The organism is Caballeronia sp. KNU42 (genome assembly GCF_053760385.1).
This window is the reverse complement of sequence record NZ_CM132389.1, coordinates 547537-571656: the sequence shown is the minus strand read 5'-3', so window position 1 is coordinate 571656 and position 24120 is coordinate 547537. Positions and strand designations below refer to the sequence as shown.

At 60.1% G+C, this 24120-nt stretch carries 18 protein-coding genes and 1 pseudogene; 3 read left to right on the top strand and 16 right to left on the bottom strand.

Annotated features, from left to right (window positions below):
- The first annotated feature begins 371 nt into the window (after positions 1 to 371).
- The gene (locus tag ACSOSP_RS21700; protein ID WP_455312982.1) at positions 372 to 1622 is read left to right on the top strand and encodes a lactonase family protein; all 1251 of its coding nucleotides are present in this window, start codon (positions 372 to 374) and stop codon (positions 1620 to 1622) included.
- Between the two features lie 352 nt (positions 1623 to 1974).
- Here ACSOSP_RS21700 and ACSOSP_RS21695 read toward each other — a convergent pair whose 3' ends face one another.
- The 11 genes and pseudogenes from ACSOSP_RS21695 to ACSOSP_RS21645 form a co-directional block, all read right to left on the bottom strand.
- On the bottom strand, positions 1975 to 3387 hold the full coding sequence (locus ACSOSP_RS21695) for a YeiH family protein (RefSeq protein ID WP_455312981.1): 1413 nt from the start codon (positions 3385 to 3387) through the stop codon (positions 1975 to 1977).
- 326 nt (positions 3388 to 3713) lie between these two features.
- Positions 3714 to 5066, bottom strand: coding sequence for a TAXI family TRAP transporter solute-binding subunit (locus ACSOSP_RS21690; RefSeq protein WP_455312980.1), 1353 nt, complete (start codon positions 5064 to 5066; stop codon positions 3714 to 3716).
- 235 nt (positions 5067 to 5301) lie between these two features.
- Positions 5302 to 5880, bottom strand: coding sequence for a peroxidase-related enzyme (locus tag ACSOSP_RS21685; protein WP_455312979.1), 579 nt, complete (start codon positions 5878 to 5880; stop codon positions 5302 to 5304).
- Positions 5877 to 7732, bottom strand: a pseudogene (locus tag ACSOSP_RS21680) (acyl-CoA thioester hydrolase/BAAT C-terminal domain-containing protein). Before ACSOSP_RS21680 ends, ACSOSP_RS21685 begins: the two are co-directional and overlap by 4 nt.
- 7 nt (positions 7733 to 7739) lie before the next feature.
- A complete protein-coding gene (locus ACSOSP_RS21675) occupies positions 7740 to 9317 on the bottom strand; it encodes an ABC transporter substrate-binding protein (RefSeq protein WP_455312978.1) in 1578 nt (525 codons plus the stop codon).
- Between the two features lie 39 nt (positions 9318 to 9356).
- Entirely contained in the window at positions 9357 to 10370 is a 1014-nt protein-coding gene (locus ACSOSP_RS21670) for an ABC transporter ATP-binding protein (RefSeq protein WP_455312977.1), read from the bottom strand.
- Complete coding sequence (locus ACSOSP_RS21665) at positions 10367 to 11413, bottom strand: ABC transporter ATP-binding protein (protein ID WP_455312976.1); 1047 nt, start codon at positions 11411 to 11413, stop codon at positions 10367 to 10369. Before ACSOSP_RS21665 ends, ACSOSP_RS21670 begins: the two co-directional genes overlap by 4 nt.
- Complete coding sequence (locus ACSOSP_RS21660) at positions 11410 to 12345, bottom strand: ABC transporter permease (RefSeq protein ID WP_455312975.1); 936 nt, start codon at positions 12343 to 12345, stop codon at positions 11410 to 11412. Before ACSOSP_RS21660 ends, ACSOSP_RS21665 begins: the two co-directional genes overlap by 4 nt.
- A complete protein-coding gene (locus ACSOSP_RS21655) occupies positions 12342 to 13316 on the bottom strand; it encodes an ABC transporter permease (protein WP_455312974.1) in 975 nt (324 codons plus the stop codon). The genes ACSOSP_RS21660 and ACSOSP_RS21655 overlap by 4 nt, the downstream gene beginning before the upstream one ends.
- Positions 13313 to 14788, bottom strand: coding sequence for an NAD(P)-binding domain-containing protein (locus tag ACSOSP_RS21650; protein ID WP_455312973.1), 1476 nt, complete (start codon positions 14786 to 14788; stop codon positions 13313 to 13315). The genes ACSOSP_RS21655 and ACSOSP_RS21650 overlap by 4 nt, the downstream gene beginning before the upstream one ends.
- On the bottom strand, positions 14785 to 15774 hold the full coding sequence (locus ACSOSP_RS21645; protein WP_455312972.1) for a LysR family transcriptional regulator: 990 nt from the start codon (positions 15772 to 15774) through the stop codon (positions 14785 to 14787). The genes ACSOSP_RS21650 and ACSOSP_RS21645 overlap by 4 nt, the downstream gene beginning before the upstream one ends.
- A 591-nt stretch (positions 15775 to 16365) precedes the next feature.
- Between ACSOSP_RS21645 and ACSOSP_RS21640 the strand changes: the two genes are divergently transcribed.
- Complete coding sequence (locus tag ACSOSP_RS21640) at positions 16366 to 18426, top strand: alkyl/aryl-sulfatase (protein ID WP_455312971.1); 2061 nt, start codon at positions 16366 to 16368, stop codon at positions 18424 to 18426.
- Positions 18427 to 18468: 42 nt separating this feature from the next.
- On the top strand, positions 18469 to 19008 hold the full coding sequence (locus ACSOSP_RS21635) for a hypothetical protein (RefSeq protein WP_455312970.1): 540 nt from the start codon (positions 18469 to 18471) through the stop codon (positions 19006 to 19008).
- Between the two features lie 368 nt (positions 19009 to 19376).
- On the opposite strand, the gene ACSOSP_RS21630 is transcribed toward ACSOSP_RS21635, so the two are convergent.
- The 5 genes from ACSOSP_RS21630 to gabT form a co-directional block, all read right to left on the bottom strand.
- Positions 19377 to 19853: an Hcp family type VI secretion system effector gene (locus tag ACSOSP_RS21630; RefSeq protein ID WP_455312969.1), complete on the bottom strand. Its 477-nt coding sequence runs from the start codon at positions 19851 to 19853 to the stop codon at positions 19377 to 19379.
- 24 nt (positions 19854 to 19877) lie between these two features.
- Positions 19878 to 20432, bottom strand: coding sequence for a hypothetical protein (locus ACSOSP_RS21625; protein ID WP_455312968.1), 555 nt, complete (start codon positions 20430 to 20432; stop codon positions 19878 to 19880).
- Positions 20429 to 20809 (bottom strand): DUF3592 domain-containing protein, encoded by a 381-nt coding sequence (locus ACSOSP_RS21620; protein ID WP_455312967.1) that lies wholly within the window; start codon positions 20807 to 20809, stop codon positions 20429 to 20431. Before ACSOSP_RS21620 ends, ACSOSP_RS21625 begins: the two co-directional genes overlap by 4 nt.
- 549 nt (positions 20810 to 21358) lie before the next feature.
- Positions 21359 to 22828 (bottom strand): NADP-dependent succinate-semialdehyde dehydrogenase, encoded by a 1470-nt coding sequence (gene gabD / locus ACSOSP_RS21615; RefSeq protein ID WP_455312966.1) that lies wholly within the window; start codon positions 22826 to 22828, stop codon positions 21359 to 21361.
- Entirely contained in the window at positions 22825 to 24108 is a 1284-nt protein-coding gene (gabT, locus tag ACSOSP_RS21610) for a 4-aminobutyrate--2-oxoglutarate transaminase (protein WP_455313746.1), read from the bottom strand. Before gabT ends, gabD begins: the two co-directional genes overlap by 4 nt.
- Positions 24109 to 24120: the final 12 nt, after the last annotated feature.

Below are 24120 nucleotides of genomic sequence, written 5' to 3'. Positions count from 1 at the left end.
ACATTGCATGCTAGAATAATCTTCAATTAAAACATATATTCCACAATTAGGGAATAAAACAAAGGAGACACGTAGCAATTTCTTGTCGGACTGACCGCGGGCATCGTGCGGTGTGAAAACACGGAGTAGCGTACATCCGGAATGGCGACATTCGCCGCGGCATGAAGGTCATCAAGCGAGGCATTGCCGGTGCGATGGCCGACTCGAATAGTGGTAACAGCGCGATCAAGCGGCGATATCTGATGCTCTCACGTGAAGTGCTGAATCGGTGGATCAAACTTTCAAGACTTGAACCGTATGCGAGGAAGTCATCTCTGTCACGGCGCTCATATTCACCTGAGTGCTGTCCGTCATCATCCAGGAGGCAAGCAATGAGCAAAGTTCGAAACCTCGAAGTCCATGCATCGCAGTCGCGACGTGTCTGGCTCAAAAGCGTGGGCGCGCTGGCAGCCATGTCGGCCATCGGTTCACTCTCAGCGGCTCGTCCCGCGCAAGCGGCGATCAAAGCGCGGACGGGCGAGCCGCTATTCGCCTATGTGGGCACCTACACGCCGAACGGCCTTGGGATTCATCGCTTCCAGGTCGACCCCAACACCGGCAAGCTTGATCCGCTCGAGCCGCTCCGCGGCATCGAGAATCCGAGTTGCCTCGTCGTCGACCCGCAACAGCGTTTCCTGTTTGCCGTAAGCGAGGTGAAGAACTACAGCGGCACCACGAACGGTTCGGTCAGCGCCTATGCAATCGAACACGGCACCGGTTCATTGCATCTGATCAACACAGTCAATTCTCAAGGGGCCGGACCGGTCTATCTCAGCCTGCATCCGTTCGGACGCTTCCTGCTGGTCGCGAACTACAACAGCGGAAGCATCGCGGTTTTTCCGGTGGCAAGCGACGGCGTGCTGGGCGACGCCTGTTCCGTGCAACAGCCACAGGCTCCGGCGGGCGCGCAACATGCGGCAGAAGGTGTTCCCGGCAGCTTCGCGGTCAGCGACCACGACGGTTCGCATGCGCACAATATTGTGTCTTCGCCGGACGGGCGATTTGTGATTTCGACCGACCTCGGCGTCGATCGCACCTATATCTGGAAGTTCGATGAGGCCACTGGCGCGTTGTCGCCGAACGACCCACCGTTTGTCGCCGCTTCTGCAGGCGCAGGACCTCGACATGTGGTCTTTCATCCGAGCGGCCGGTATCTGTACGAAGTCACCGAGGAAGCGTCGACCCTGGTCTGCTACGCATACGACAGCGCGCGCGGCGTGCTGACGCAATTGCAATCCGTCTCGACGCTGCCAGCCGCCTACCAGGGCACGAGCTTCGCATCGGAGCTTCTGCTTTCACGTGATGGCCGCTTTATCTACGTGGCGAACCGTCTTCATGACACCATCGTGCAGTTTCGCGTGGGCACGGACGGCCGCCTGACGCGTGTGGGCGAAACGCCGACCGGCGGCGACTATCCGCGAGTGATCAAGTTTGATCCATCGGGGCGGTTCCTGTATTCACTAAATCAACGCAGCGATCAAATCGCGATCTTTGCCGTCGATGCACCCAGCGGCAAGCTTCGATTTACGGGCACCTATGTGGCGGTTGGAAGTCCATCGGATATTGTTTTCGCCACAGCATAGTCAACGCTCCTTAACTACCTGTCCGCATGCCGAAGCCGCGTTTCGATGGTGTGGCTAGCGGCTTCACGCTTCACCCTGTCCTGACACAAGGACGGGTTTCAACGAGTCGTGACGGCCTCACGACTCTTGGGCCCGGCCTCGAATTCAATGCACGAGTCACCCGGCGATATCAATTGATCATGCCGTCGGCAAAGACGTGTCTCTCCCACACTCGCTCCGAATCCCGAACTGAACGAAGTCAGCCCGGGAATCATCGCTTCGAGTACGTGACGGTCGTGTTCGCAATGCCGGCAAGCCGCGCAAACGGTGCGGAAAGCACTAGCGTGATCAAGCTTGTCGGCATTGTTCATCTTCATTGTCCGAGAGAGGCCCAATAAGCCCCGAACACATGCACCGAGAGCAGATAGCCAATCACCACGTTCACGGCCACGCCCGCCGTGAAAGCGATGAAAGGTTTCGCACCCGTCGCGGACAGGCTGCCGAGCCGCGTCGTCAAGCCGATGCTCAGAAAACAGAAGGTGAACGCCCAGGTGCGCAGTGCGGTGATTGGCGCGACGAAGGCGGGCGTCACGACGCTCCGGTATTCAGCCAGCGTGTAATGGCTGCCGATCCACGTAACCAGCGCCGAAGCAATCAGGAAGCCGATCACGAACTTGGGAAAGCGCGTCCAGATTTCGCGCGCGGTCGTCTGCGTTTTCACGGCCCCGGGTTCGTCGCGATCCCAGCGTGTGGTGGCGACAATCGCAAGCACGAATGCCCAGATGCCGATCCAGATGTCGCGCCCGACGACCTTCATCAGCGTGAAAGCTTGCAGCGACGCTTCCGGCGCACCGGCAATCGCGCTGCCGGCATGCTTCGCCAGATCGCCGTATGCCTGCGCGGCGGCAATGCCGGCGGCATCCGCGAATTCCGATGTCCCGATCCACGCACCGGCCACGCCGGTCGGCAAGCCGAGCGCACGCGATACGAACGGCAGTGCGAACACCATCACGATTGCCCAGACCACCACGAGCGTAATAGCCACCGACGCTTGTTCGCGCTTGGCCCGCACCGCGCCCGCGATTGCGATGGCCGCCGATACGCCGCACACCGCGCCGCCGACGCCGAGCACGGCTGCAAAACGCTTGTCGAGTCCGAGCGCGCGGCCGACCAGAAAGATGACGAAGAACGTGACCAGCGAAACGACGGTCGCCTGGCCGACTGCAACGGGACCGGCCCACACGAGCAGCGTGAAGGGCAGCGTAGCGCCGAGAAGCACGATTCCGACCTTGATATAGAACTCGACGCGCAACGCCGGCGTGAGCCATGCCGGAAGCCGCGTCAGGTTCGAGACAATCAGGCCGAGCGCGAGTGCGATCAACGGCGGTTCAAGGTTGTACGTCGATGATTTCGTCCACGCGCCGGCGAAGAAAATCAGCGTCGAGATCACGAACACAACGAGAAAGCCCGGCACGAACTGGACGATCCGCTGTCCGAGCGCCGCCACCGCGACGCCGAACAGAATGGCGAAAACGATAAAGAGTGCGATGTAGTTCGGCAGGTGATGTCCCAGGTCGGCCGCTGCCTGGGCGCCGCTCGACCACTTGGCGGGCGCGACGGCCAGCCACTTGATGCTCGTGCCCGACGCGAATAGCAGGTATGCGATCACGATGATTGCCAGGCCGATCCAGACGGCCCACCAATCTTCCGTTTTAAAGGGACCGCTGCTGGACCGGTCGGGCCGCTGTTGCGCTTCGTATGCTGGAGTGGTGGGTGTATCGCTCATCGTCGCCCCGAAATTGTTATAAAGCAGGTGCGTGCGAGCACGGACGGTACTCGCTACGTCCACCGGCATGGAGACTGAAGGTGTTTGCGTGGTCCGTGGAGGTTCGCCGGTATCGGGCTCTGCGGTGGCGGCTCCGATTCGCCGAGAGCACCGCAATGCAGGGAATTCCACGATCGGATTATTGGCAGGCGTGGGCGACTCGCGCCAATACCGATTCGCTATTTCTAAATCCGAAATTGTGTATTAGGGCGCGGCGAGCGTGCGGCGTTTCGTTGTCCGACGGTTCTCCGACCGTTCTCCGGCCCCTCCGGGCGCGAACCGGAACCCTACCCGTACACCTTCTGCCGCGACGCTTCGCTCAGGTGCGCACGCACGAATCCAACGTGTTCGCGAAGTACATAAAAAGCATCAGCGTGCGCGAGCGGCATCCGCAGGGTGTTCAGTGATTCCTCGATCTGATCGAGTTCCGTGATGAGCGCCTGACGCTCCTCATCCGTCGAGCTGTTCAGCACGCTGCGCTCTATTGCGATCAGCGCGCCGTAATACCGATAGATCCGCGATCTCACGCGCCACGCATACAACGCAGGAATCAACCGCACGGCCGGGATCAGCAGCACGGCGACAGGCAGGAGCAGTACCAGTATCCGGTCTGCGACGCTCGCGAGCCAGAAAGGCAGCACGCGATAGAGGAAACTTTTCCCTGACTTGTAGTAGCGCGTGGCTTCTTCGCTGATGGGGTATTCGCGGGCGATTGGACTGGGGAATTGCCCGGCGTTTTGCAGCAGCCCCGGCATTCCGTGGACTTCCTGGGCCGCTTCAATGACCAGATCCGATATGGCCGGGTGCAAGGTCTGCCGCGCGAGGATCTCGACGGTCGGGCCGATCAGATGCAAGGTCTGCGGCGGTATTTTTCGCCGGAGATCGAGCACGCCCGGGGGTAAGTCGATTTCATCCAGATACGGAAAGAGCCGCGTATAGGCGCTTGCCTCCGCGAAATCCATGAAGGAAACGCCCGGTATGCCAAGCAGCCTGAGCATGAGCCCGCGCGTGGTCGAGTCGCCGTTGAGCATGGCCGCATCGACGTCGCCTGCCACCAGTTGCTTCGCCGCCTCCATGCCGTCGAGCGGCACGAGTTGCGTGCTGCCGCCCGGGGCTATGCCATTGGCCTCGAGCAGGCTGAGCGACAGCCGGCGGGTGCCGCTGCCCTCGCGGCCTATCGCAATCCGCTTGCCTTCCAGGTCCGACAACTGCGTGAGTCCCTTGCCGCGATAAAACACCACGAGAGGAACGTAGAAGACGCTCCCAAGCGACATGAGCGACGACCTGGCTGCGGCATCCGACACCCCCCCCTGGACCAGCGCAAGATCGACATGGCTTTTGGGGTCCATGAGTCGTTGCAGGTTCTGCACCGAACCATCGGATTCGAGCACCTTGAGGGTGACGCCATTGCGCGCCAGGATTTTTTTGTATTGTTCGGCGGTATTGACCAGTGCGCTGTCCTTCGGACCCGCGCTGATCGTGATGGTTCTCGGGGGAGCCGGGTCCGCCAGCCAGACGATCAAGCCGATCATCACGATGAAAAACAGCGCGAAGGGTGCCGACGTCAACGAAAGATCGCGCCAGGCTACATGCGAGTGGCCGTGCAGGGAACGCGGGAGCTGCGGGCGATGTAGTTTCATGAGACCCCAAGGGGAAAAGCCTCACACTTTTAGGAATGACATCAAGCCTTGGTCAGGATGCGCTCGAACGGAGCAACGACCGCGCCTTAAAGGAGACCCAGGAGTCCCACGCCCGGGCAAACCTGACTTAGTGGAGAGTTTATAGGGGAAGTTGTAGGCGAGGAAGAAACGCCTGGCGCGCTCAGGCGGCGGCTGTTCAAACGAATGAGCGCGACCCCGGCCGACGCCTGCCGGTTCATCCAACCGGTTCGCCCAGATTGAGCATCAGACGATTGGCCCACGCGAAGATGGCAATGGAATGAATCAGGTCGAGGATCTCATCGTCGCTCAATCCCACATCGCGCAGCGCCCGTAACTGGGCCGGCTCGACCTGGCCCGGCGTGAGCGTCAGGTCGATCGACGCAAGCACGATCGCTCTCTCGCGCGGCGACGTTCCGGCGGTAGCCGGATCGTTGAAAACCTGCTCGATCACATCGTCGCGTTTGGCTAGTTGCTCGAAACGCTGCGCATGCACGGACGCGCAATACACGCAGCCATTGATCCGCGAAACGACCGTCGACGCCAGTTCCCGCTCCGCACGCGGCAAGCCGCCCGGTGCATACATGATCGCGTTGAAAGCCGCCGAGCGCTGCCGCAGGATCTCCGGCTGATGCACAAGGAACAGGTAATAGTCGGATTCCTTCGCTTTAGGATGGCTCTCTTCCAGCACGGTGACCTGCTCGGGCGAGGCATCGGCGAGTTCCACCACATCCAGCCACGCGTCCCATCCCAGCACGCGATTCGTGAAGCCATGCGCTTCGATTACCCGGCTCATGCTGCCTCCGTTGCATTCAAGACCTGCAGCGCGCGCAAACCGGCCGTCAGGCGAATCTGATAAGAAAGAAAAGCGATCAACTGCGCAAGCGCGACCACGGCGGGCGTCGGAATGCCGGCAGCGGGCAGGCGTTCGAGCGCGGCCTTGTCGCCCTCTATGGGGGCTTCGATCAGCGTGCGCGTGAACGCAAGCATTGCACGCAAGCGGGGCTCCTGAGCGTCGATCGACCCCTGCGCGATCTGGTCGATCGCAGCACGGTCCGCATCGATCGAAGCAAGCCGCTCCGCATAATGAGTCGCTAACGCAGGGGCATTCGACAACGTGCAGGCATATAACGCCACAAGCAAGCGGTCGCTCAGCGACAAATCGGGCAGTGCCGGATCGAACAACGCTTCGTAGCTGCGCTGCGTTGCGGCGGCGACCTTATCGCGTTTATGTCGCGTCACATAGGCCGGCGAACAGGGCGTGAGGCCGGCAATCCGGTCGACAATATCGGTGCTGAGATCGTAGGTGTCTGTCATGAATGCTCCTGCCTGAAAGTGTTGCCAGCGGTTTTTGATGCACGGGAATCCACGGCCGCGTCGAGAAAAGCCAGCACTTCGCGCCACGAAGATTCATCCGCGCGAGCGTTCGCAGCGGGTTCGCCGCCGCCCGTGCTGATACGTCCGGAAACGGGATGCGCATACACGAGTTGCGTCGTCGGCACGTACGGAAAAACGATCGCGTGGCCGGCGTTATCGAAGTCGAGATGGCGCACCGGATACGCATGCTTCTCGCGTTCAAGCCGCTCCACGACCATGCGCGAGTAGTCGGAGGAAGGCCACGAACCGTCGTCGGTAGCGGAGAGCAGCAGCACCGGCCCATCGGTATTCTCGACGTGAATCCGTGCTCGCTCTACCGAGTCCTTATCGAGTAACGCGGTTCGGATCGCGCGTTCGTGACGATGCGGCGGCGGGCCATCGTCGAAGGGTTTCCAGCTGGCCGTGCGGTTGTTTTCCCACAGGTGCGGGAGCGGCTTGCCGTCGAGCAGCCAGGTCGGACCTTCGCGGCCGGTCGCCGGGTCGGCGGCATTCTGCGCACTGTGAACGACCGCGCCCGGTACATAACCGATCACCGCCTTGATGCGGTCCGGATACGTTGCGCCGAGCAGCAACGCGAGTTCGCCGCCGCGCGATTGTCCGCTTACGGCAATGAAGCCGAACGCCGGTTGCAACTCGCGTGCGATCCAGTCGAGCGCGCGGCGAAAGTATTCGAGCGGCGTATTGGAGATGTAGTCGGACAGCCCCGGCGTCTTGAAGTAACCGAGCGCGAGCGCGGCATAGCCACGCGATGCGTAAAGCGCGCCGCGCGGTTCGTTGATGCCGCCGCCCGATCCGTTGAGCACGAGCACGACGGGATGCGGTCCGGGTGACGCGGGCAGGAACAACGTGCCCACGCAGCCGTCGACGCGCATGTCCTTGCGCTGTACGCCGGGCGCCATCAGCCGCTGGATCAGCAGGGTAGCGCTCAGCACCTGTCCGCGTTCATCGATCACCTCGATGCAGGTCGATAACGCGTCGGAAACATCAGCGGGAAACACCTCGCGTTTGCCCGCTTCGACCGGAACCTGCGACCAGATGAGTCCCATCGCGGATACACCGCTATAGTCGCCTTCGACAGGCGCATCGCGCGAAAGGTCGATGATGCCGTGGTCATCGGCGCGAAAAACTGCGCGACTTGTCCAGACCGTGCCGCCGCCACGAACCGTCTGTGTGCGAAGGGTCAACAATGCGCCCGCGCGCGCACCGGTCACCGCGATGCGCCGCGCGACGTCGATCAGATCATCGCCAGGTGTAGCCGTGATGTCGATCATGATGACCTCAATTGCCGCTGCGCGTGACCATCATCGCGGTCGTCCGGTCGCTCACCGCCGGGCTCACTTTCAAGCCTTTCTTCGCGGCCCAGATGTTCTCGTAGTGAAAGAGCGGAATGATCCCCACGTCGTCGCTTACCACCTTCACCGATTGCCGCAGGATGGCTTCGCGCTTTGCGGTATCGAACTCGGCTGTGGCGGCCTCGAGTGCATGGTCGACAGCCGGGCTGCTATAACGGCCCCAGTTCGATGCGCCAATACCCGTCTTCGGATCAACGGTGCCGAGGATGTTGACGAGAGCATAGCTTGCTTCTCCCGTGCCGTTACCCCACGCAATCATGCTCACCGCAAACTCGTTCTTGTTCGCGCGGCTGGCGTACACGGCCCACGGCATGACCTCGACCTTCGTCTTCACGCCAATGCGCGTCCAGAATTGCGCCACGGCCTGCGCCGTTTCTGGTGCCTGCGGATAGCGATCGTTAGGCACGCTCAGCGTCAACTGGAAGCCGTCGGGGAAACCCGCTTCAGCCAGCAGTTTCTTCGCCTGCGCGGGGTCGTTGGGAATGTCCTTCACGTCCGGGTTATAACCGAAGGTCTTGGCCGGCATCCACTGGTTGGCGACCGTGGCCGCGCCTTGCAGGATGCGGTCGGTGATGGCGGGACGATTGATCGCGAGCGACAATGCGCGGCGCACGCGCACATCGAGCAGCGGGTTCTTCGCCAACGGCTTGCCGGCGTTATCGGTAATGTCGGGGCTCGGCCCTTCGCGGAAACTCGGCTGAAGTATCAGCACACGCAGGCCCGGGTACGCGAACACGGATACCTTGGGCGACTGCTTGAGACGCGGCAGGTCGGAGACGGAGACCTTGTCGATCATGTCCACGTCGCCCGACAACAGCGCCGCCGTGCGTGCCGCCGCGTTGCTCACGTAGCGATAGTTCACCTTGTCCCAGATCGGCTTGGCGCCCCAGTAAGCGTCGTTACGCGTCATCACCACGCGGTCGCCCGGCGTGTACGAAACGAACTTGTACGGCCCGGAGCCCACCATCGCACGTCCGGAGTTGTAATCCTCCGTCGTCGACTTCTCGCCCACATGCTTGCTGACAATATGAACGGACGTCAGGTTCAGAGGCAGGTCCGGTGTCGGTGAACTGGTCTTGATGATCAGTGTGTACGGATCAGGCGCAGTGACGGTCGCGATGGTCCGCAGATACCCCGCGAAAGTGGCGATGGTCCCCGGCACGTTACGGGCGCGCTGATACGAATAGATCACATCGTCCGCGGTGAACGGCGTGCCGTCCTGCCACTTGACGTCATGGCGCAGCTTGAATTCCCACGTGTCGTTGCCGGTCGATTTCCAGCTTGTCGCAAGGCCGGGCGCAAGGACATTGTTGTGATTCTCGACCAGGAGATCCCAGAAGTGCAGGTCGACGGAGCGGTCACCCGCGTAGTTGTTCAGTTGCGGATCGAGCGACGAGAGCGGATCGGCGAACGCAATGTTGAGCGTCTGCGCCGACGCGCCGGAACTGAAAAACGCTGCGCTGGCAAGCGCGGCGGTCAGCGTGGAAAGGACCAGGCGTTTCACGATGCAATTCCTTTTTATGTGTGTGTTCTGGATTGAAATTTAGTGAGCGTCGTTCAGGTGACACGCGCTGGCATGCTCGATGGCAATGCCGCGCAAGCGCGGCACTTCGGTCTTGCAACGCGGCATGGCGTGCGGACAGCGCGGATGAAAGTGACAACCCGAAGGCGGCGCAAGCGGGCTCGGCATCTCACCGCGAATGGCGGTGAAGTGTTTCTTGCGTGCATCTATACGGGGAATTTCCGCCAGCAAGGTCTGCGTGTAAGGATGGTTCGGATGCCGGAATATTTCTTCGACGGGCGCGCTCTCCACCACTCGCCCGAGATACATGATCACCACGCGATCCGACAACTGTTCGACCACGCCGAGGTCGTGGCTGATGAACAGGTACGTGAGATTGAGCTGCTCGCGCAAGTCCATGAAGAGATTCAGGATCTGCGCCTGGATCGATACATCAAGGGCGGCGACCGCTTCATCGCAGACGAGCATGGACGGGTTGACCGCGAGCGCTCGCGCAATGCCGATGCGCTGCCGCTGGCCGCCGCTGAACTCATGCGGATAGCGATCGGCGAGGGACGGATCGAGGCCGGCGCGTTTTAACTGCGCCGCCACGTAGTTGTCGAGATCGCTGCGCTCGACCATGCCATGAATAAGCGGTGCTTCGCCGACGATATCGCGAATACGCCGTCTGGGGTTCAGGCTCGAATACGGGTCCTGGAAAATCATCTGGATTGCCAGCCGTGCGTCGCGCAGCGCCGCCGGCGACATGGCCGCGCGGTCCTGCCCATCCACCAGCACGTTGCCTTCAGTCGGCGTGATGAGACCCGAAACAATGCGTCCGAGCGTCGACTTTCCGCAGCCGGATTCACCGACCAGCCCGACCACTTCGCCCGGTGTGATCGCCAAGTCGACATGCTCGACTGCTCGCGTGACCGCTTGCGCCGCGAGCACGTTTCGCTCACGCAGCCAGCGTGTCGCGGCGTTCTCGTCGCGTTCGCCGAAGCGCTGGCTGACCCCGCGCAATTCAATGAGCGCGCCTGCTTTGATCTCGCTCATGCGGTCGTCTCCGTGCGGACATCGGTTTGCCTGCCAGGATGAAAACAACGCACCAGATGCGTGCCATGCTCGGACGCTTGCGCGGCCGGTGAGGGCCCAAGCGCCGGAGGCGTCGAGCAGACCGCCGTGGCCCGTGTGCAACGCGCAGCGAACGCACAGCCCGGCGGCAACGAGCGCAGATCGGGCGTGATGCCTGCAATCTGCGTGAGTCGTTTGCCGCGCGTGTTGAGGCTCGGCAAGCTGTCGATCAGACCCGCCGTGTACGGATGCTGCGGACGGTCGAGCACCGCATCCACGGTGCCCTGTTCAACGATCCTGCCCGCATACATCACGGCGATGTCATCGGCGAGACCTGCTACTACGGACAAGTCGTGCGTGATCCAGATCAGCGACGTGCCTTGCGTGCGCACGAGCGTTTGCACTTCGGACAGGATCTGCGCCTGAATGGTGACATCGAGCGCGGTAGTGGGCTCATCGGCGATGATCAGGTCCGGCTTGTGCAGCATCGCAATCGCAATTGCCACACGCTGGCGCATGCCGCCCGATAACTGGTGCGGATACGCGCGCAGCCGTTCGTTTGGACTTGCAATACCCATGGCCGCCAGCGCTTCGCTCGCCTGTTCGCGCGCGGCGCTCCGGCTGACGTCGCGATGCGCGCGCACGGCTTCGATCATCTGCGCGTCCACGCGTTGCACCGGATTGAGCGTGGACATCGGGTCCTGGAACACCATCGCGATACGGCTGCCGCGCAGGCGCCGCATCTGCGCTTCGGGCAAGCCGACAAGGTTTTTGCCCTTGAACAATATCTCGCCGCCGACTACGCGGCCGGGGGCATCGATGAGTCCCATGATAGAGAAGCCGGTCACGGACTTCCCCGATCCCGACTCGCCGACCAGACCCAGCACGCGACCACGCGCGAGCGTAAGCGAGACGTCTTCCACAGCGGGCAATTCGCCTTCACGCGTGAAGAAGCGCGTGCGCAAATGGCGGACTTCAAGCGTGTTGTCCGCGGTGTGGAAATCATGCAAAGCGGCGTCGCTCATTTCACGAACCTCGGATTGAGCAATTCGCGCAGACGGTCACCGACCATGTTGATCGATACCAGTATGGCCAGCAGCGCAAGACCTGGATACACACTGGTCCAGTATTCCCCCGAGAGCATGGTCTGGTAACCGTTGGCAATCAGCAGGCCGAGGGATGGTTCTGTGATCGGCACGCCGAGCCCCAGGAACGACAACGTTGCTTCCAGCGTGATCGCGCGCGCGACCTGCAGCGTGCCGACCACGATCAGCGGCGGCAGGCAGTTCGGCAGGATGTGAACGAGCACGATGCGCCAGTTGGGAATCGCAAGACTGCGCGCGGCTTCAACATATTCGCGCCGCGCTTCGACCAGCGCTTGCGCTCGCGCGGTGCGTGCGTAATACGCCCACTCGATCAACACGAGCGTGAGCACGACGTTCGTCACGCTCTTGCCCAGGAACGCGAGCAGCATCATCGCGACGAGGATGGACGGGAACGCGAGCAGCAAGTCCACGAGCCGCATGATGAGGCTGTCGACCTTGCCGCCGGCATAGGCCGCGACCAGGCCGAACACAGTGCCTACTACACCCGCGATCACCGCCGAGCCGAGACCTACGGAGAGGCTTAAGCGCAGGCCGTAGAGCATCGCGGAGTAAAGGTCGCGGCCCTGGCCGTCGGTGCCGAGCCAGTACGCATGCGTGCCCGCGCCGTTCATCGAGCCTGGGGGGAGGCGGGCATCGAGGACATCGAGTTGCAACAGGTCATAGGGATTTTGCGGCGTGATCAGCGGCGCAAAGATGGCCGCCAGCACAAGCAAGATTGCGACGATCAACGCAGCCATCGCCGCGGGCGAGCGGCCAAAGTCAGCGACGAGCTGACGCCACGGCGACTGACGGCGTTTGAGCGCAGTCCGCACGGGCTTTCCTGTTTCGGGGATCAGCGGAGTCGTGCTCATCGTGCACCCTCCAGCCGCACTCGCGGATCAAGGAACTTGTAGAGGATATCGACGAACAGGTTCAGCGAGACGAACATGCAGACGACCACGATCAGGTACGACAGGATCACCGGACGATCGAGCGCGTTGATGCTGTCGAGTATCAGCTTGCCGGCGCCCGGCCACGAGAATACGGTCTCGGTCACGACAGCGAATGCGATGGTCGAACCGAACTCCAGGCCAATGACCGTAACAAGCGGAATCAGCGTATTGCGCAGGATATGGACGAGCACGACGCGCGTGGGCGAAAGACCTTTGGCGCGAGCAAACCGTACGTGTTCCATCGGCATCACTTCACGCACGCCGGCACTCGCCAGGCGCAAGACCAGCGACACCTTGAAGAGCGACAGGTTCAGCGCGGGCAGGATAAGGTGACGCAGGCCGTCGAGCGTGAGCCACGACCACTGGACACCGAACAGGCTCGCAGTCGCGCCGCGGCCGCTGGCGGGCAGCCAGCCGAGCTTCACGCTGAACAACATGATGAGCATCAGGCCGACCCAGAATGTCGGCAGCGAGAAGCCGACAATACTGCCTGTCATCAGCATCTTCGAGAGCGGATTGCGCGGATGCAGCCCGGCGAAAAGCCCAAGCGGAATACCAATCACCAGCGCCAGCAGCAGCGCCGAAACGGCGAGCTCGAGGGTTGCGGGGAGGCGTTGGAGGATCAGGCGGATCGCGGGTTCGTTATAAACGAAACTGTTGCCGAGGTCGCCGTGCATGGCGCCCGCGAGGAACGCGAGGTACTGTTTCCAAAGCGGCTGGTCGAGGCCGAGTTGAGCGATGATGCGCGCCCGGTCGACCTGATCGACATCCTGCCCGATGAGAATATCGATCGGGTTGCCGATCGCATGCAGGCCGATGAACACGATCAGCGTCATCAGCAGCACGACGAACGCCGCTTGCGCGATTCGGCGAATGAGCCAGCCGCTCATTGGTCCTCCGCGTACTGGGGCGGCGCTTCGGCCGGTTGCCATTCGTCGCCGTAGAGTTCGGGTTCGGCGTACGCTTGCAGCGCTGCGTAATGCTGCTCGACGTCCTCGCTGTACAGCAGGCTCGCCAAGCCTTGGGCGAGCCGTTTCGCGCCTGTGCTGATCGCGGGAATGTCGCCGGAGACGGCGCCTTGCGAGAGCGACGCGGGGTAGCAGAAGCAATGGATGCGCGACAGGCCGGGGCAATCGCCGGGGGATTTTTCGAGGAATTCAAACGCGGGTCCGACATCGGGCGAGTCGGAGAGTTCGGCATCTTCATCGCCGGTTGGCGGCGTGTAACGGTCAGCCCAAGTGCGGATGTACGGCGCAAATGCGGCGAATTCCGGGCGCACCGACCAGTCGACCTTGAAGCCCGTGGAGACCACAAGGAAGTCGGCCGCGAAGGTGCCTTTGGGGGTTTGGATCGAGAGACCGTTCGCCGTGTTTTCAACCGATAACACGGGGCACCCAAGGTTAAAACGTGCGTTCGCATGACGCGATACACGCAGCGTACTGCCACGCGGCGGAGGCACCTGGACGGTATTGATGTAGTGGCGGATCTTCCATTTCCATTCATCAGGCAATGTCTGGTGGCCGTGCGTCAGCCCTGGATTGCCGGCTCCCTTGCCCTTGTTGACGCGCGGAAGAGCGGCTCGCCTGATCAACAGATCGACGCTGGTCGCACCTGCTTCGAGCGCCGTGGCCGCGCTATCCATGGCAGACGAACCACCGCCGACCACGGCCACACGCTTGCCGGCCAGCTGAGTGTAATCAGTCGTATCCGATGAATGCGCCCAGCGATTCCGCGGCAATCCTTCAACAAACCCCGGCAATGCGGGGCCACCCAATCCGTCGCGCCCGGTAGCGAGCACGACGCGTCGCGCATAAACTTCAAAGCGACGATCAGACGTGCGAATGCTTAATACGACGAGACCATCCGCGCGGGGCGTCACGGCTTCAATGGTGTGGCCGTTGCGGACATCGAGCGCGAGCACGCGGCGATACCAGATCAGATATTGCATCCATTGAAGGCGGTCGATCTTGTCGAGCGCTTGCCACGCTTCGGTGCCGAACTGAGCCTCGAACCACGCGCGAAACGTCAGCGCGGGCAACCCTAAAGCAGGGCCCGTCAGTTGCTTCGGTGAGCGTAGCGTTTCCATCCGGGCCGTCGTGGCCCAGGGGCCTTCCAGTCCCTGCGGCGAGCGGTCAAAGATTGTTGCCCGCACACCCAGCAACTTGAGCGCGGCGGACGCTGCCAGCCCCGCCATGCCACCGCCAATCACAGCCACGTCCAGCACTTCGCTGCCATTGTGGGTCTTGCCGGGCACCCATTCGCGCGCGGGCAATTCGAGCAGGGACAGGTCTTCCGCGAGGCGCGCTTCGAGCGCCGCGAGGCCGGTAGGGGGTATCGATGGAACTGTTGTGTCGAGGCTCACGTGGCGGGCTCTTCGGTCGGATTGAGGATGTCGTCGGGCTCGCCGTAGAGCGCTTGAAGAATCGCGCTGTGCTGGCTTGCGTCGTGGAGGACGAAGTCGGGCAGGATCTCGGCGGCGGCTTGCGCCAGTGCTTTTGCCGCGGCCTGGGTCGCAGCGCTGGGCGGACGAAATTCGGGGGTGATGACGCCAAACAGGAACGCGATGCGGATATCCAATGGACGGATCACCACGCCATCGACGGGCAATCCGAGCGCGGTCACCGGTTCCAGCACGGCGAGCCCGAGTCCCGCGCGCACCGCGCCGAGGGCGTTCAATGACGAGTTGGTTTCGATCACCCCGGCCGTGCGTACGCCCGCTTGCACGAATGCAGAATCGAGCCGTGGCCGCAGGCGGTAGGGGTTCTGCATCGTGACGAGACGACGGTTCGCGAAGTCGCTCAATGCGATGCGCGGTGCTCGCGCGAGCGGATCGTCGGCGTGCACGGCGGCAACACACGCAGCCTCGCCAATCCAGTGCACGAGCACGCCGCGATGTTCGAGCGGCAGGCTTGAGACGCCCATATCGACGATGCCGTTCAGCACGGCGTCGACAACCTGCTCGGGCGCGGCGCTGCGCAAATGCACGGACTCAAGCGGATGGTCCTCGTTAAGCAAAGCCAGCGCGCGGGGCACGAGCCCGGCGGCAAGCGCCGAGGTTGCAGCAATGGTGAGCGGAGGCGGCGCTTGCCGCGCGATCTGCTCGGCGCGCGCTTTCACCTGCCGCAGGCTTGTCAGTGAGCGTTCGACGTCCTGGTAAAGCTCGGATGCCTCGCGTGTGGGCGCGACGCGCGGCCCGAAACGCTGGAACAGCGGATAGCCTATCTCGGCTTCGAGTTCCTGGATCAAGCGCGATACCGCGGGTTGCGAGCGCCCGAGCAAACGCCCGGCGGCGGTGACGCTTCCGGCGGACATGACAGCGGCGAACGCTTCCAGTTGACGAATTTCCATGGGTACGCGGCGGCCGACCGATTAGATCGATGAATGCATAAAACGCATTCTTGCGCGTCTAGCATGCGAAATGCAAATGATCAAAAATGCTTTACATAGTGCTGAGTGTGGGAAGGAAGAGCCTCGATGAACCTCCAAAGACCGGCGAGGTAGTTGCCTGCAGCATTGCAAGAATTAAAACATTTCCGCAATTAGTTTATAGATTATGGGTTGATCGAACACTTGCGGGCGATCAGCAATCGCATCGGGACATAAGCGAAATCGCAGTAAATATCAAGCGGAAAAATTTTTCGATAATTCCACCCAAGCGCTGTGAAAACCGATATTGGTCAAGCTGAATTAATGCCGTTTGAGACATCTTGTTGGCCACGCGTTTGTAAAGTTACTCACATTACTGACTCTATCGAAAACGATTGAGCCGATTTTGTGGCACTTCAGAATTCGAGCTGGCACTAAATGTTTCGGACGATGAGTTAATTGCTCAGATTGTAGCGGATGAGATTGAAAGCAATGGCTGCAGGACACGTTGATCCCCGTTCTTATCGGGCTGTCAGCGTTTTAGAACAACTGGAAACCTAGAGGTATTGACCTATGTCTGATGAAAAAATCCCGGCTTCCCTGACCAAACGCAGAGAGTTTTTGAGAGGAGTCGGTGCTGTCACTGTCGGCGTGGCGTCGGGACTTGGCGCGGTAGCCGGTGATGCGTTGGCGCAAGGGACGCCGCCTGCCATGCCCACGGGCATTGGTTCCAAGCCGCCGACCAAGGCGACCCTGGAAGCGAACGCGGTGTACGCGCACGAATTGGCCTTCAATGACACACAGGATTTCCAGGATGCGAGCCGTGGGCTGATCGCCACGTTGCCGAGCCCCGGAATCATTCCGAGCTCGAAAGGTGGTGCGGCCTGGGATTTGGGGCAGTTCTCGTTTATCAGCGGTGGCCCGGAGAATAATGCACCGGATTCCGTTAATCCCAGCTTGTGGCGAAATGCCAAGCTGAACATGAATCACGGTCTGTTCGAAGTGGTCGATGGGATTTGGCAGGTCCGGGGTTATGACCTTTCAGTCATGAGCATTATCCGTGGGGAGTCTGGCTGGATTGTTATTGATCCTTTGATGACTGCGGATGTATCTGTCGTTGTGTGGAAGCAATTGGTCATACCGCACCTTGGCGATCGGCCGATTACGCACGTTATTTATACGCACAGCCATGCGGATCATTATGGTGGCATTCGGGGAATTGTCGATGAAGCCGATTTAAAAGCGGGCAAGGTAAAGATTTACGCGCCGGCGGGATTCACCGAGGCCGCGGTGGGCGAAAACGTCATTGCCGGGAACGCGATGAGCCGGCGGGCGGCTTATATGTACGGCAATTTGCTGCCCCGAGGAGTTGATGGCGTAGTGGACGCCGGGCTGGGCAAGACCACGTCCATCGGTGCGATCACGTTGCTTGTGCCGACCGACTTTGCGACCGAGACGGGGCAGAAGCTGACCATGGATGGCGTTGAAATGACGGTCATCATGGCGCCGGAATCCGAAGCGCCGTCCGAGTTCATGTTCTACATTCCGAAGTACAAGGCGTTTTGCGCGGCTGAGGATGCGACTCACACGCTGCATAACCTTTATACGTTGCGCGGCGCCAAGGTCCGGGACGCGTTGTTGTGGTCGAAGTACCTTCAGGCAGCGATTGATATGTTCGGCAGCGACATGCAGGTCCTGTTCGCGTCGCATTATTGGCCGACGTGGGGCAACGAGCGGATCATTGCGTTCCTGAAGGCGCAACGCGACATGTACCGCTATTTGCATGACCAGACCATGCGCCTGGCCAATACCGGTTACACGCCTCTCGAGATCGGGGAGATGCTGCGGCTGCCGGATACGTTGGCAAAACAATGGTATTGCCGTAGCTATTACGGCACAGTTTTCCATGATGTGGTCGCGCAATACAACCTGCGTCTGGGCTTTTTTGACGGGGTGCCCGCGAATCTCCATAGATTGCCGCCTGTCGAAAATGGCAAGCGTTACGTGGAGTTCATGGGCGGCGCAGATGCTGTCTTGCAGAAGGCGCAGAAGTATTACGACAAGGGCGAGTACCGCTGGGTTGCCGAAGTCGTGAACCACGTTGTGTTTGCCGATCCGAAGAACGTTTCCGCCAAGCACATGCTGGCCGACGCTTATGAACAGCTTGGGTACCAGTCGGAAGCTTCGAGCTGGCGCAATTTCTACCTGACGGGCGCCATGGAACTTCGTAACGGCGTGCACAAGGTTCCGTTCGGCAGTTCACAAAGTCCTGACACGATCAAGGCGATGCCGTTGGAAATGTTCCTCGATTACCAGGGTGTTCGCTTGAATGCAGACCGGGCGGCGGGCAAGTCGATCTCGTTCAACTTCATCATGACCGACACGAAAGAAAACTATCTGGTCGGAGTCGAGAATTCGGCGCTGCATTATTCGAAGGGCAAGACATCGGACGCGGCCGATGCATCCGTGAGCATGTCCCGGACCGATCTCAACGACGTGATGATGGGCGTCACGACCATGCAGAAGCAGATTATTGCGGGCAAGGCGAAGATCACGGGCAACACGCAGAAGCTGGGTGAGTTCGTTTCCTGGCTGGATAACTTCGACTTCTGGTTCAACATCGTGACGCCTTGAGCTTCATGACGTTGGTCCGACGCTTGCAAAGGAATCAAGACAATGTGCTCTATCTGCGACCTCAAGATTGAATTTAACGTGGATCATCCCGGATCGCTGACGGTGGCTGTTGCTACGCGGGCAGCGATCGATGCGGGCGTGTTGCCGGACAAGGTTTTCGATGGCCCGCTAGCCAACGTGAAGTTGCGCGTGGCGGCGATCGATACGCTGAAGGCGTTGCAACGCCGGCTGGAGTCGTCCATGCCGGTTAACGAGTTGATGGCGCTGCCGGATTTCTATGTGCTGCTGATTGAAATAGGGACCTGGGGATTTTTCCACGCGACGGAGAATGGGTTCGATCCTGATTGCAGTCCGGAGCCGCCGGAAGTGACCGCGGAAAAGCAGGAGGACCGGGATGTGGTTTTTATTGCAACGGAAGTGGCGATGGAAGCGGTGATCGAGGGCAGGGTTTCTTTGGAGAGGGCGTTTGCGGAGAGTTTGATCGTGTTGGATGCGGGTGGGGCGCATTCGGCGTTGTTGCATGCGGCACTCGGTACGGCGTTTGCGGTGGAAAACTCGGAGCGGGTTGCAGTTGAGGTTTGAACCCGCGGTACATGCGACGCACACGCACCGCATGTACCACCGAGGCTTGCTCCCGAGCGCACCAAGCTCACAATTGGCAGGGTGATAGATCTTCACGTGAGCGATCTCGACGCCCTTGTAGCTGCGATCCACGATCGTCACCTTCGGCCTCAAGTCGGTCTCGATTGTCGCCCGCTCCAACGGATTGTTCAGGGCGAACTAAGCATGCCTTCATCGGTGGCTCTGGCGAGCAACGTGCTTTTGAGTTGAGGCAAGCTTTGAGAGCACTACGACGAACGAGCGACGACGAATGCAGGGCTAAATAAAAATGGACGCACGAAATTGACCGCCAGTGCACGCTTCGCGCTTTGCGGAGCTCCGTGATCTTGCTACGAGGAGCGGTTCTCCTTGACATCTATTAGGGAGGTCACCACCCCTCCGCTACCGCCAAGCGCATTTTGAAGCATGTATTCGTATTTCATTCTCGCGAAAGATAAACGAAACGTTTCTTGGCAGACCAATCCGGTAGCAATTGGCGCAAAGTGACTAATGACCACGTCAGACATGGTAATCCGCGCATATTCAAAGGGGGTGCCACCCGCCTTGCGCATGGTTAGGATCGCTTCGGGAATATGTTTTCCCGTAAAGCAGTATTTAGCCAAATTCGGGCTGGATCGGTCCATCTTATGCGTCAACGAAATGTCTGCGACAGTGCTTCTTCCCGCACCTCCACCAGACCCGGACATCATCGCCGAGTCCTGTGAAATTTGCCAAGTCCACGTAGCTATGTCGATTTCGTTCAAATGCGTGGCATCTTGCGATTCCCCGTCGATACCATTTAATTTCAAAAAAATGTCCTGTGCCATCAAAATCCCGTTTTCGATAAATTATTAATGAAGGTATCCGATCATTGCGCTGAGGTCGAACAGGCTTGCGATCAGCCCTTCAGATTGTCCGCGCATCACCAACAAAGCGGGCGCGTGTTGAATAGCATTTGCCGCGAGGTTCGCACCGAGTCCCGGATTGAGCAGCCATGGCGTTATAAATGCGGTATTGATGCCTAGCAACATCACAGACGCACCATATCCGGCTAACAGTCCGGCGGCAGCATCAAAATAGACAGTGCCGCCTTGAAGGTCTGATTTTGAAAGCTCATTACCATGAAATGAATCGGTCATATAAACCAGTCCAGAACCATCAAAAGACTCTGCGGCACCAGTCGCCCCAATCGAACGGTTCACTATGGGTATATTAGGTATCTTGATTTTTGGAATGGAAACCGAAAAGACACTGAGGCCAAACCCAGCGTATGAAAATTCTTGAGTTTGACTATCTGGATTTTTAAGACTGATTGTCCCGCCTGAAGCCGCTAAGAAAGCCGTACCCATTCCGCCTGTCGCGCCAGTATCGTATTTCCACTTACTTTCTCTCAGAAATTGGCTCATTTTATTTTACACTTTTTTTCAGAACGATTTTGCAGATAAAAATTAAGGAGTGATCCAAGCAAACTGGATAAACCAAAGCCAAGCAGGACTAATGCGTTACCCCAGATCGGACCAAAAAAATCTAACTTTGCTGTTTGCAGAGGTGCATCCGGTTTGTATCGAACCGGCACTTGGTCGTCGATGCCCAGTGAGGGCAGAAATCCGCCATCTGGAAAGCTAATGTGTTCTCCACTCTGAGTTACAAATGCGATTGTTGGATGATTTGGACCGTGGCTAAGCTCGACAACCCGGCCCGAAACAACGACGGAAGATTTAAGGAAGTCGTTTGTATTTGAGGCGACCAGAGCCGCGCAAATCAAGAGACCTATACCGACCATTACTCCTAGAATGCACTTGAACATAATTATGGGCGACCTTTGCGGGGACGTTCTAAGGGGCGGTTGGTCAGAGAGAGTCGCTTAAAGGCGACTACAGTCCGATGCCAAAAATCTCCCGGCTATAGGATTAGTCCGAAAGCGAACGCTCCGGAGTCGCGCTATTCGACCCTCGCTGTGTTTTTATACAGCGGTCGACGGTATGTCGCTGCTTGATTTTTCCCCGCCGACACTCGCCGAGTTGCGCGCTATATATGGGCCGCGTCGTCCGACAATCGCGAAATGCACCGCATCTTGCTAAAAGTGCAGCGCGCGCAACTCGCCTTGCTCGATATCCTCGCGCTTCCGAACGAATCGAAGAAGTCGTCAGCACGCAGCGTTACCGGGTCACCGCGAAACGCAAGCAGCCACGCCGTTCGCTCCTCGCGCGATAACGCGAAGAAGTCAAACGAAATGGGACCGTTATAAACGGTCCCATTTCACGCACAGCTCGGTCTTGACCTCGTTCGCTGCGCTCTCAAACCTCCGTCACATCCCCAAGTGCGTACGCCCTCAAACCCCCATGCACAAATACTTGATCACCAGATAGTCATCGATCCCATACCGCGAGCCTTCCCGTCCGAGCCCCGACTGCTTGACGCCGCCAAACGGCGCGACCTCGTTAGAAATGAGCCCGGTATTAATCCCGACCATGCCATATTCCAGCGCCTCCGCGACCCGCCAAACTCTCCCGATATCGTGGCTATAAAAATAGGCGGCCAGTCCAAACTCGGTATCGTTAGCCATCCGAATCACTTCTTCATCGGAAGAGAACCGGAACAACGGTGCGAGCGGTCCGAACGTTTCCTCCCTGGCGATCTTCATCTCTGAAGTGACGCCCGACAACACCGTCGGTTCAAAGAAGCCAAATCCGAGCGCATGCCGCTTGCCGCCTGTCACAACCCGGGCGCCTTTTTCCAGCGCGTCGTGAATATGCGATTCGACCTTCTGCACGGCGGCATCGTTAATCAGCGGCCCGAGCAACACACCGCTTTCCAACCCATTGCCCACCGTCAGCTTCGCAACGGCCGCCCCCAGCTTGGCGGCAAATTCGTCATACACCCGGTCATGAACATAGAACCGGTTCGTACACACGCAAGTCTGCCCGCTGTTGCGATACTTCGATGCAATCGCGCCTTCCACTGCGGCATCAATATCGGCATCGTCGAAAACGATAAACGGCGCATTGCCGCCCAGTTCCAGTGACACTTTCTTGACCGTCGGTGCGCTTTGCGCCATCAGCAGACGGCCGACCTGCGTCGATCCCGTGAACGATAACTTCCTGACAATGGGATTGCCGGTCAGCTCGGCGCCGATCGCCTTCGGGTCGCCGGTCACGATGTTAAGCACACCCTTGGGCAGCCCCGCGCGTTCGGCCAGAACGGCCATTGCAAAAGCGGAAAACGGGGTGGACTCGGCGGGCTTCACGACGATCGAACAACCGGCTGCAAGCGCCGGGCCGACCTTGCGCGTGATCATCGCGCTCGGGAAATTCCACGGCGTAATCGCCGCGCAGACGCCAATTGGTTCCTTGGTCACCACAATGCGTTTGTCAGCGGCGGGCGACGCCAGCGTGTCACCGGCAACGCGTTTGCCTTCCTCCGCGAACCATTCGATAAACGATGCCGCGTAGACGATCTCTCCCCGCGCTTCGGCGAGCGGCTTGCCTTGCTCGCGGGTGAGGATCATGGCGAGATCGTCGGCGTGTTCGAGCATCAACTCGTACCAGCGACGCAGCACGGCCGCGCGTTCCTTCGCGGTCTTCTTGCGCCAGAGTGGCCACGCGGTGTTCGCCGCATCAATCGCCCGCCGCGTTTCCGCCGCGCCCATCCTGGGCACATGACCGAGCGACTGGCCGTTCGCCGGGTCGATGACCTCAAAGGTGGCGGCATCATCGGCGCCTTGCCACTCGCCGTTGATGAACGCTTCGTGACGCAGCAGCGCCGGGTCCTTCAACTGCATCGATGAATGTTGCGTGCTCATGCTGCGACACCCACTTCTTCTGTCAGGACACGTTCGAGAATGGCGAGCGCTTCATCGAACACGGCGTCCTGAATGGTCAGCGGAAACAGGAACCGGATCACGTTGCTGTGCACGCCGCAGATCAGCAAAAGCAGGCCGCGTTCAAGCGCCAAGGTCTGCACGCGCTTGGCGAAAGCAGCATCGGCTTCACTGGTACCCGGTTTGCAGAATTCGACCGCGACCATGCCGCCGGGGCCGCGCACATCGGCGATCTGGGGAACGTCGGCCTTAAGTGTCGTCAACCGCGACTTCAGCTTGTCGCCCAGCCGCACGGCACGCTCACACAGCTTCTCTTCATCGATGATCTCGAGCACCGCATGCGCCGACGCTACCGCCATCGGGTTGCCCGCATACGTGCCGCCAAGACCGCCGGGTGCGACCGCGTCCATCACATCGGCACGGCCGACCACGCCCGACAACGGCATGCCGCCCGCCAGGCTTTTGGCGATGGTCATCAGGTCCGGCGCCACATCGTAGTGCTGCATCGCGAACATCTTGCCGGTGCGCGCGAAGCCGGTTTGCACTTCATCGGCGATCAGCAAAATGCCGTGGGTGTCGCAGAGCTTGCGCAACGCGCGAACGAATTCCACGGGCGCCTGATAGAAACCGCCTTCGCCCTGAACCGGTTCGAAGATGATCGCGGCAACACGTCTTGCTTCGATATCCGCCGCAAAAAGTTGCTCGATCGCGCGCAGCGAATCCTCGGTCGTAATGCCGCGCACCGGGTTCGGGAACGGTGCATGGAATACGTCCGACGGGAACGGCCCGAAGCCGATCTTGTACGGCGCGACCTTGCCCGTCAGCGCCATGCCCATGAACGTGCGGCCATGGAACCCGCCGCCGAATGCGATCACGCCCGGCCGGCCCGTTGCTGCGCGCGCGATCTTGATGGCGTTTTCGACGGCTTCCGCGCCGGTCGTGAAGAACGCGGCCTTCTTTGCATAGTCGCCGGGTGCGCGCGCGATGATCTTCTCGGCGAGCGAAACATACGATTCGTAAGGGACGATCTGATATGCCGTGTGCGTGAAGCGCTCGAGTTGCGCGCGCATTGCCGCGACAATCTTGGGATGCCGATGTCCCGTATTGCATACCGCGATCCCCGCCGCGAAGTCGATGAACCGGCGGCCTTCCACATCCCACAGCTCGGCGTTTTCGGCACGTTCAGCGTAGAAATCACACATCACGCCGACGCCGCGCGGCGTCGCTGCATCCTTGCGGGCTTTAAGGTCGGCGTTCTTCAGGGTCTGGCTCAC

Bases quoted from the DNA above. Each gene is read 5' to 3' on its own strand.
- ACSOSP_RS21700 (WP_455312982.1), top strand. From the start codon at position 372: ATGAGCAAAGTTCGAAACCTCGAAGTCCATGCATCGCAGTCGCGACGT.
- ACSOSP_RS21695 (WP_455312981.1), bottom strand. From the start codon at position 3,387: ATGAGCGATACACCCACCACTCCAGCATACGAAGCGCAACAGCGGCCC.
- ACSOSP_RS21690 (WP_455312980.1), bottom strand. From the start codon at position 5,066: ATGAAACTACATCGCCCGCAGCTCCCGCGTTCCCTGCACGGCCACTCG.
- ACSOSP_RS21685 (WP_455312979.1), bottom strand. From the start codon at position 5,880: ATGAGCCGGGTAATCGAAGCGCATGGCTTCACGAATCGCGTGCTGGGA.
- ACSOSP_RS21670 (WP_455312977.1), bottom strand. From the start codon at position 10,370: ATGAGCGAGATCAAAGCAGGCGCGCTCATTGAATTGCGCGGGGTCAGC.
- ACSOSP_RS21665 (WP_455312976.1), bottom strand. From the start codon at position 11,413: ATGAGCGACGCCGCTTTGCATGATTTCCACACCGCGGACAACACGCTT.
- ACSOSP_RS21660 (WP_455312975.1), bottom strand. From the start codon at position 12,345: ATGAGCACGACTCCGCTGATCCCCGAAACAGGAAAGCCCGTGCGGACT.
- ACSOSP_RS21655 (WP_455312974.1), bottom strand. From the start codon at position 13,316: ATGAGCGGCTGGCTCATTCGCCGAATCGCGCAAGCGGCGTTCGTCGTG.
- ACSOSP_RS21645 (WP_455312972.1), bottom strand. From the start codon at position 15,774: ATGGAAATTCGTCAACTGGAAGCGTTCGCCGCTGTCATGTCCGCCGGA.
- ACSOSP_RS21640 (WP_455312971.1), top strand. From the start codon at position 16,366: ATGTCTGATGAAAAAATCCCGGCTTCCCTGACCAAACGCAGAGAGTTT.
- ACSOSP_RS21635 (WP_455312970.1), top strand. From the start codon at position 18,469: ATGTGCTCTATCTGCGACCTCAAGATTGAATTTAACGTGGATCATCCC.
- ACSOSP_RS21630 (WP_455312969.1), bottom strand. From the start codon at position 19,853: ATGGCACAGGACATTTTTTTGAAATTAAATGGTATCGACGGGGAATCG.
- ACSOSP_RS21625 (WP_455312968.1), bottom strand. From the start codon at position 20,432: ATGAGCCAATTTCTGAGAGAAAGTAAGTGGAAATACGATACTGGCGCG.
- ACSOSP_RS21620 (WP_455312967.1), bottom strand. From the start codon at position 20,809: ATGGTCGGTATAGGTCTCTTGATTTGCGCGGCTCTGGTCGCCTCAAAT.
- gabD (WP_455312966.1), bottom strand. From the start codon at position 22,828: ATGAGCACGCAACATTCATCGATGCAGTTGAAGGACCCGGCGCTGCTG.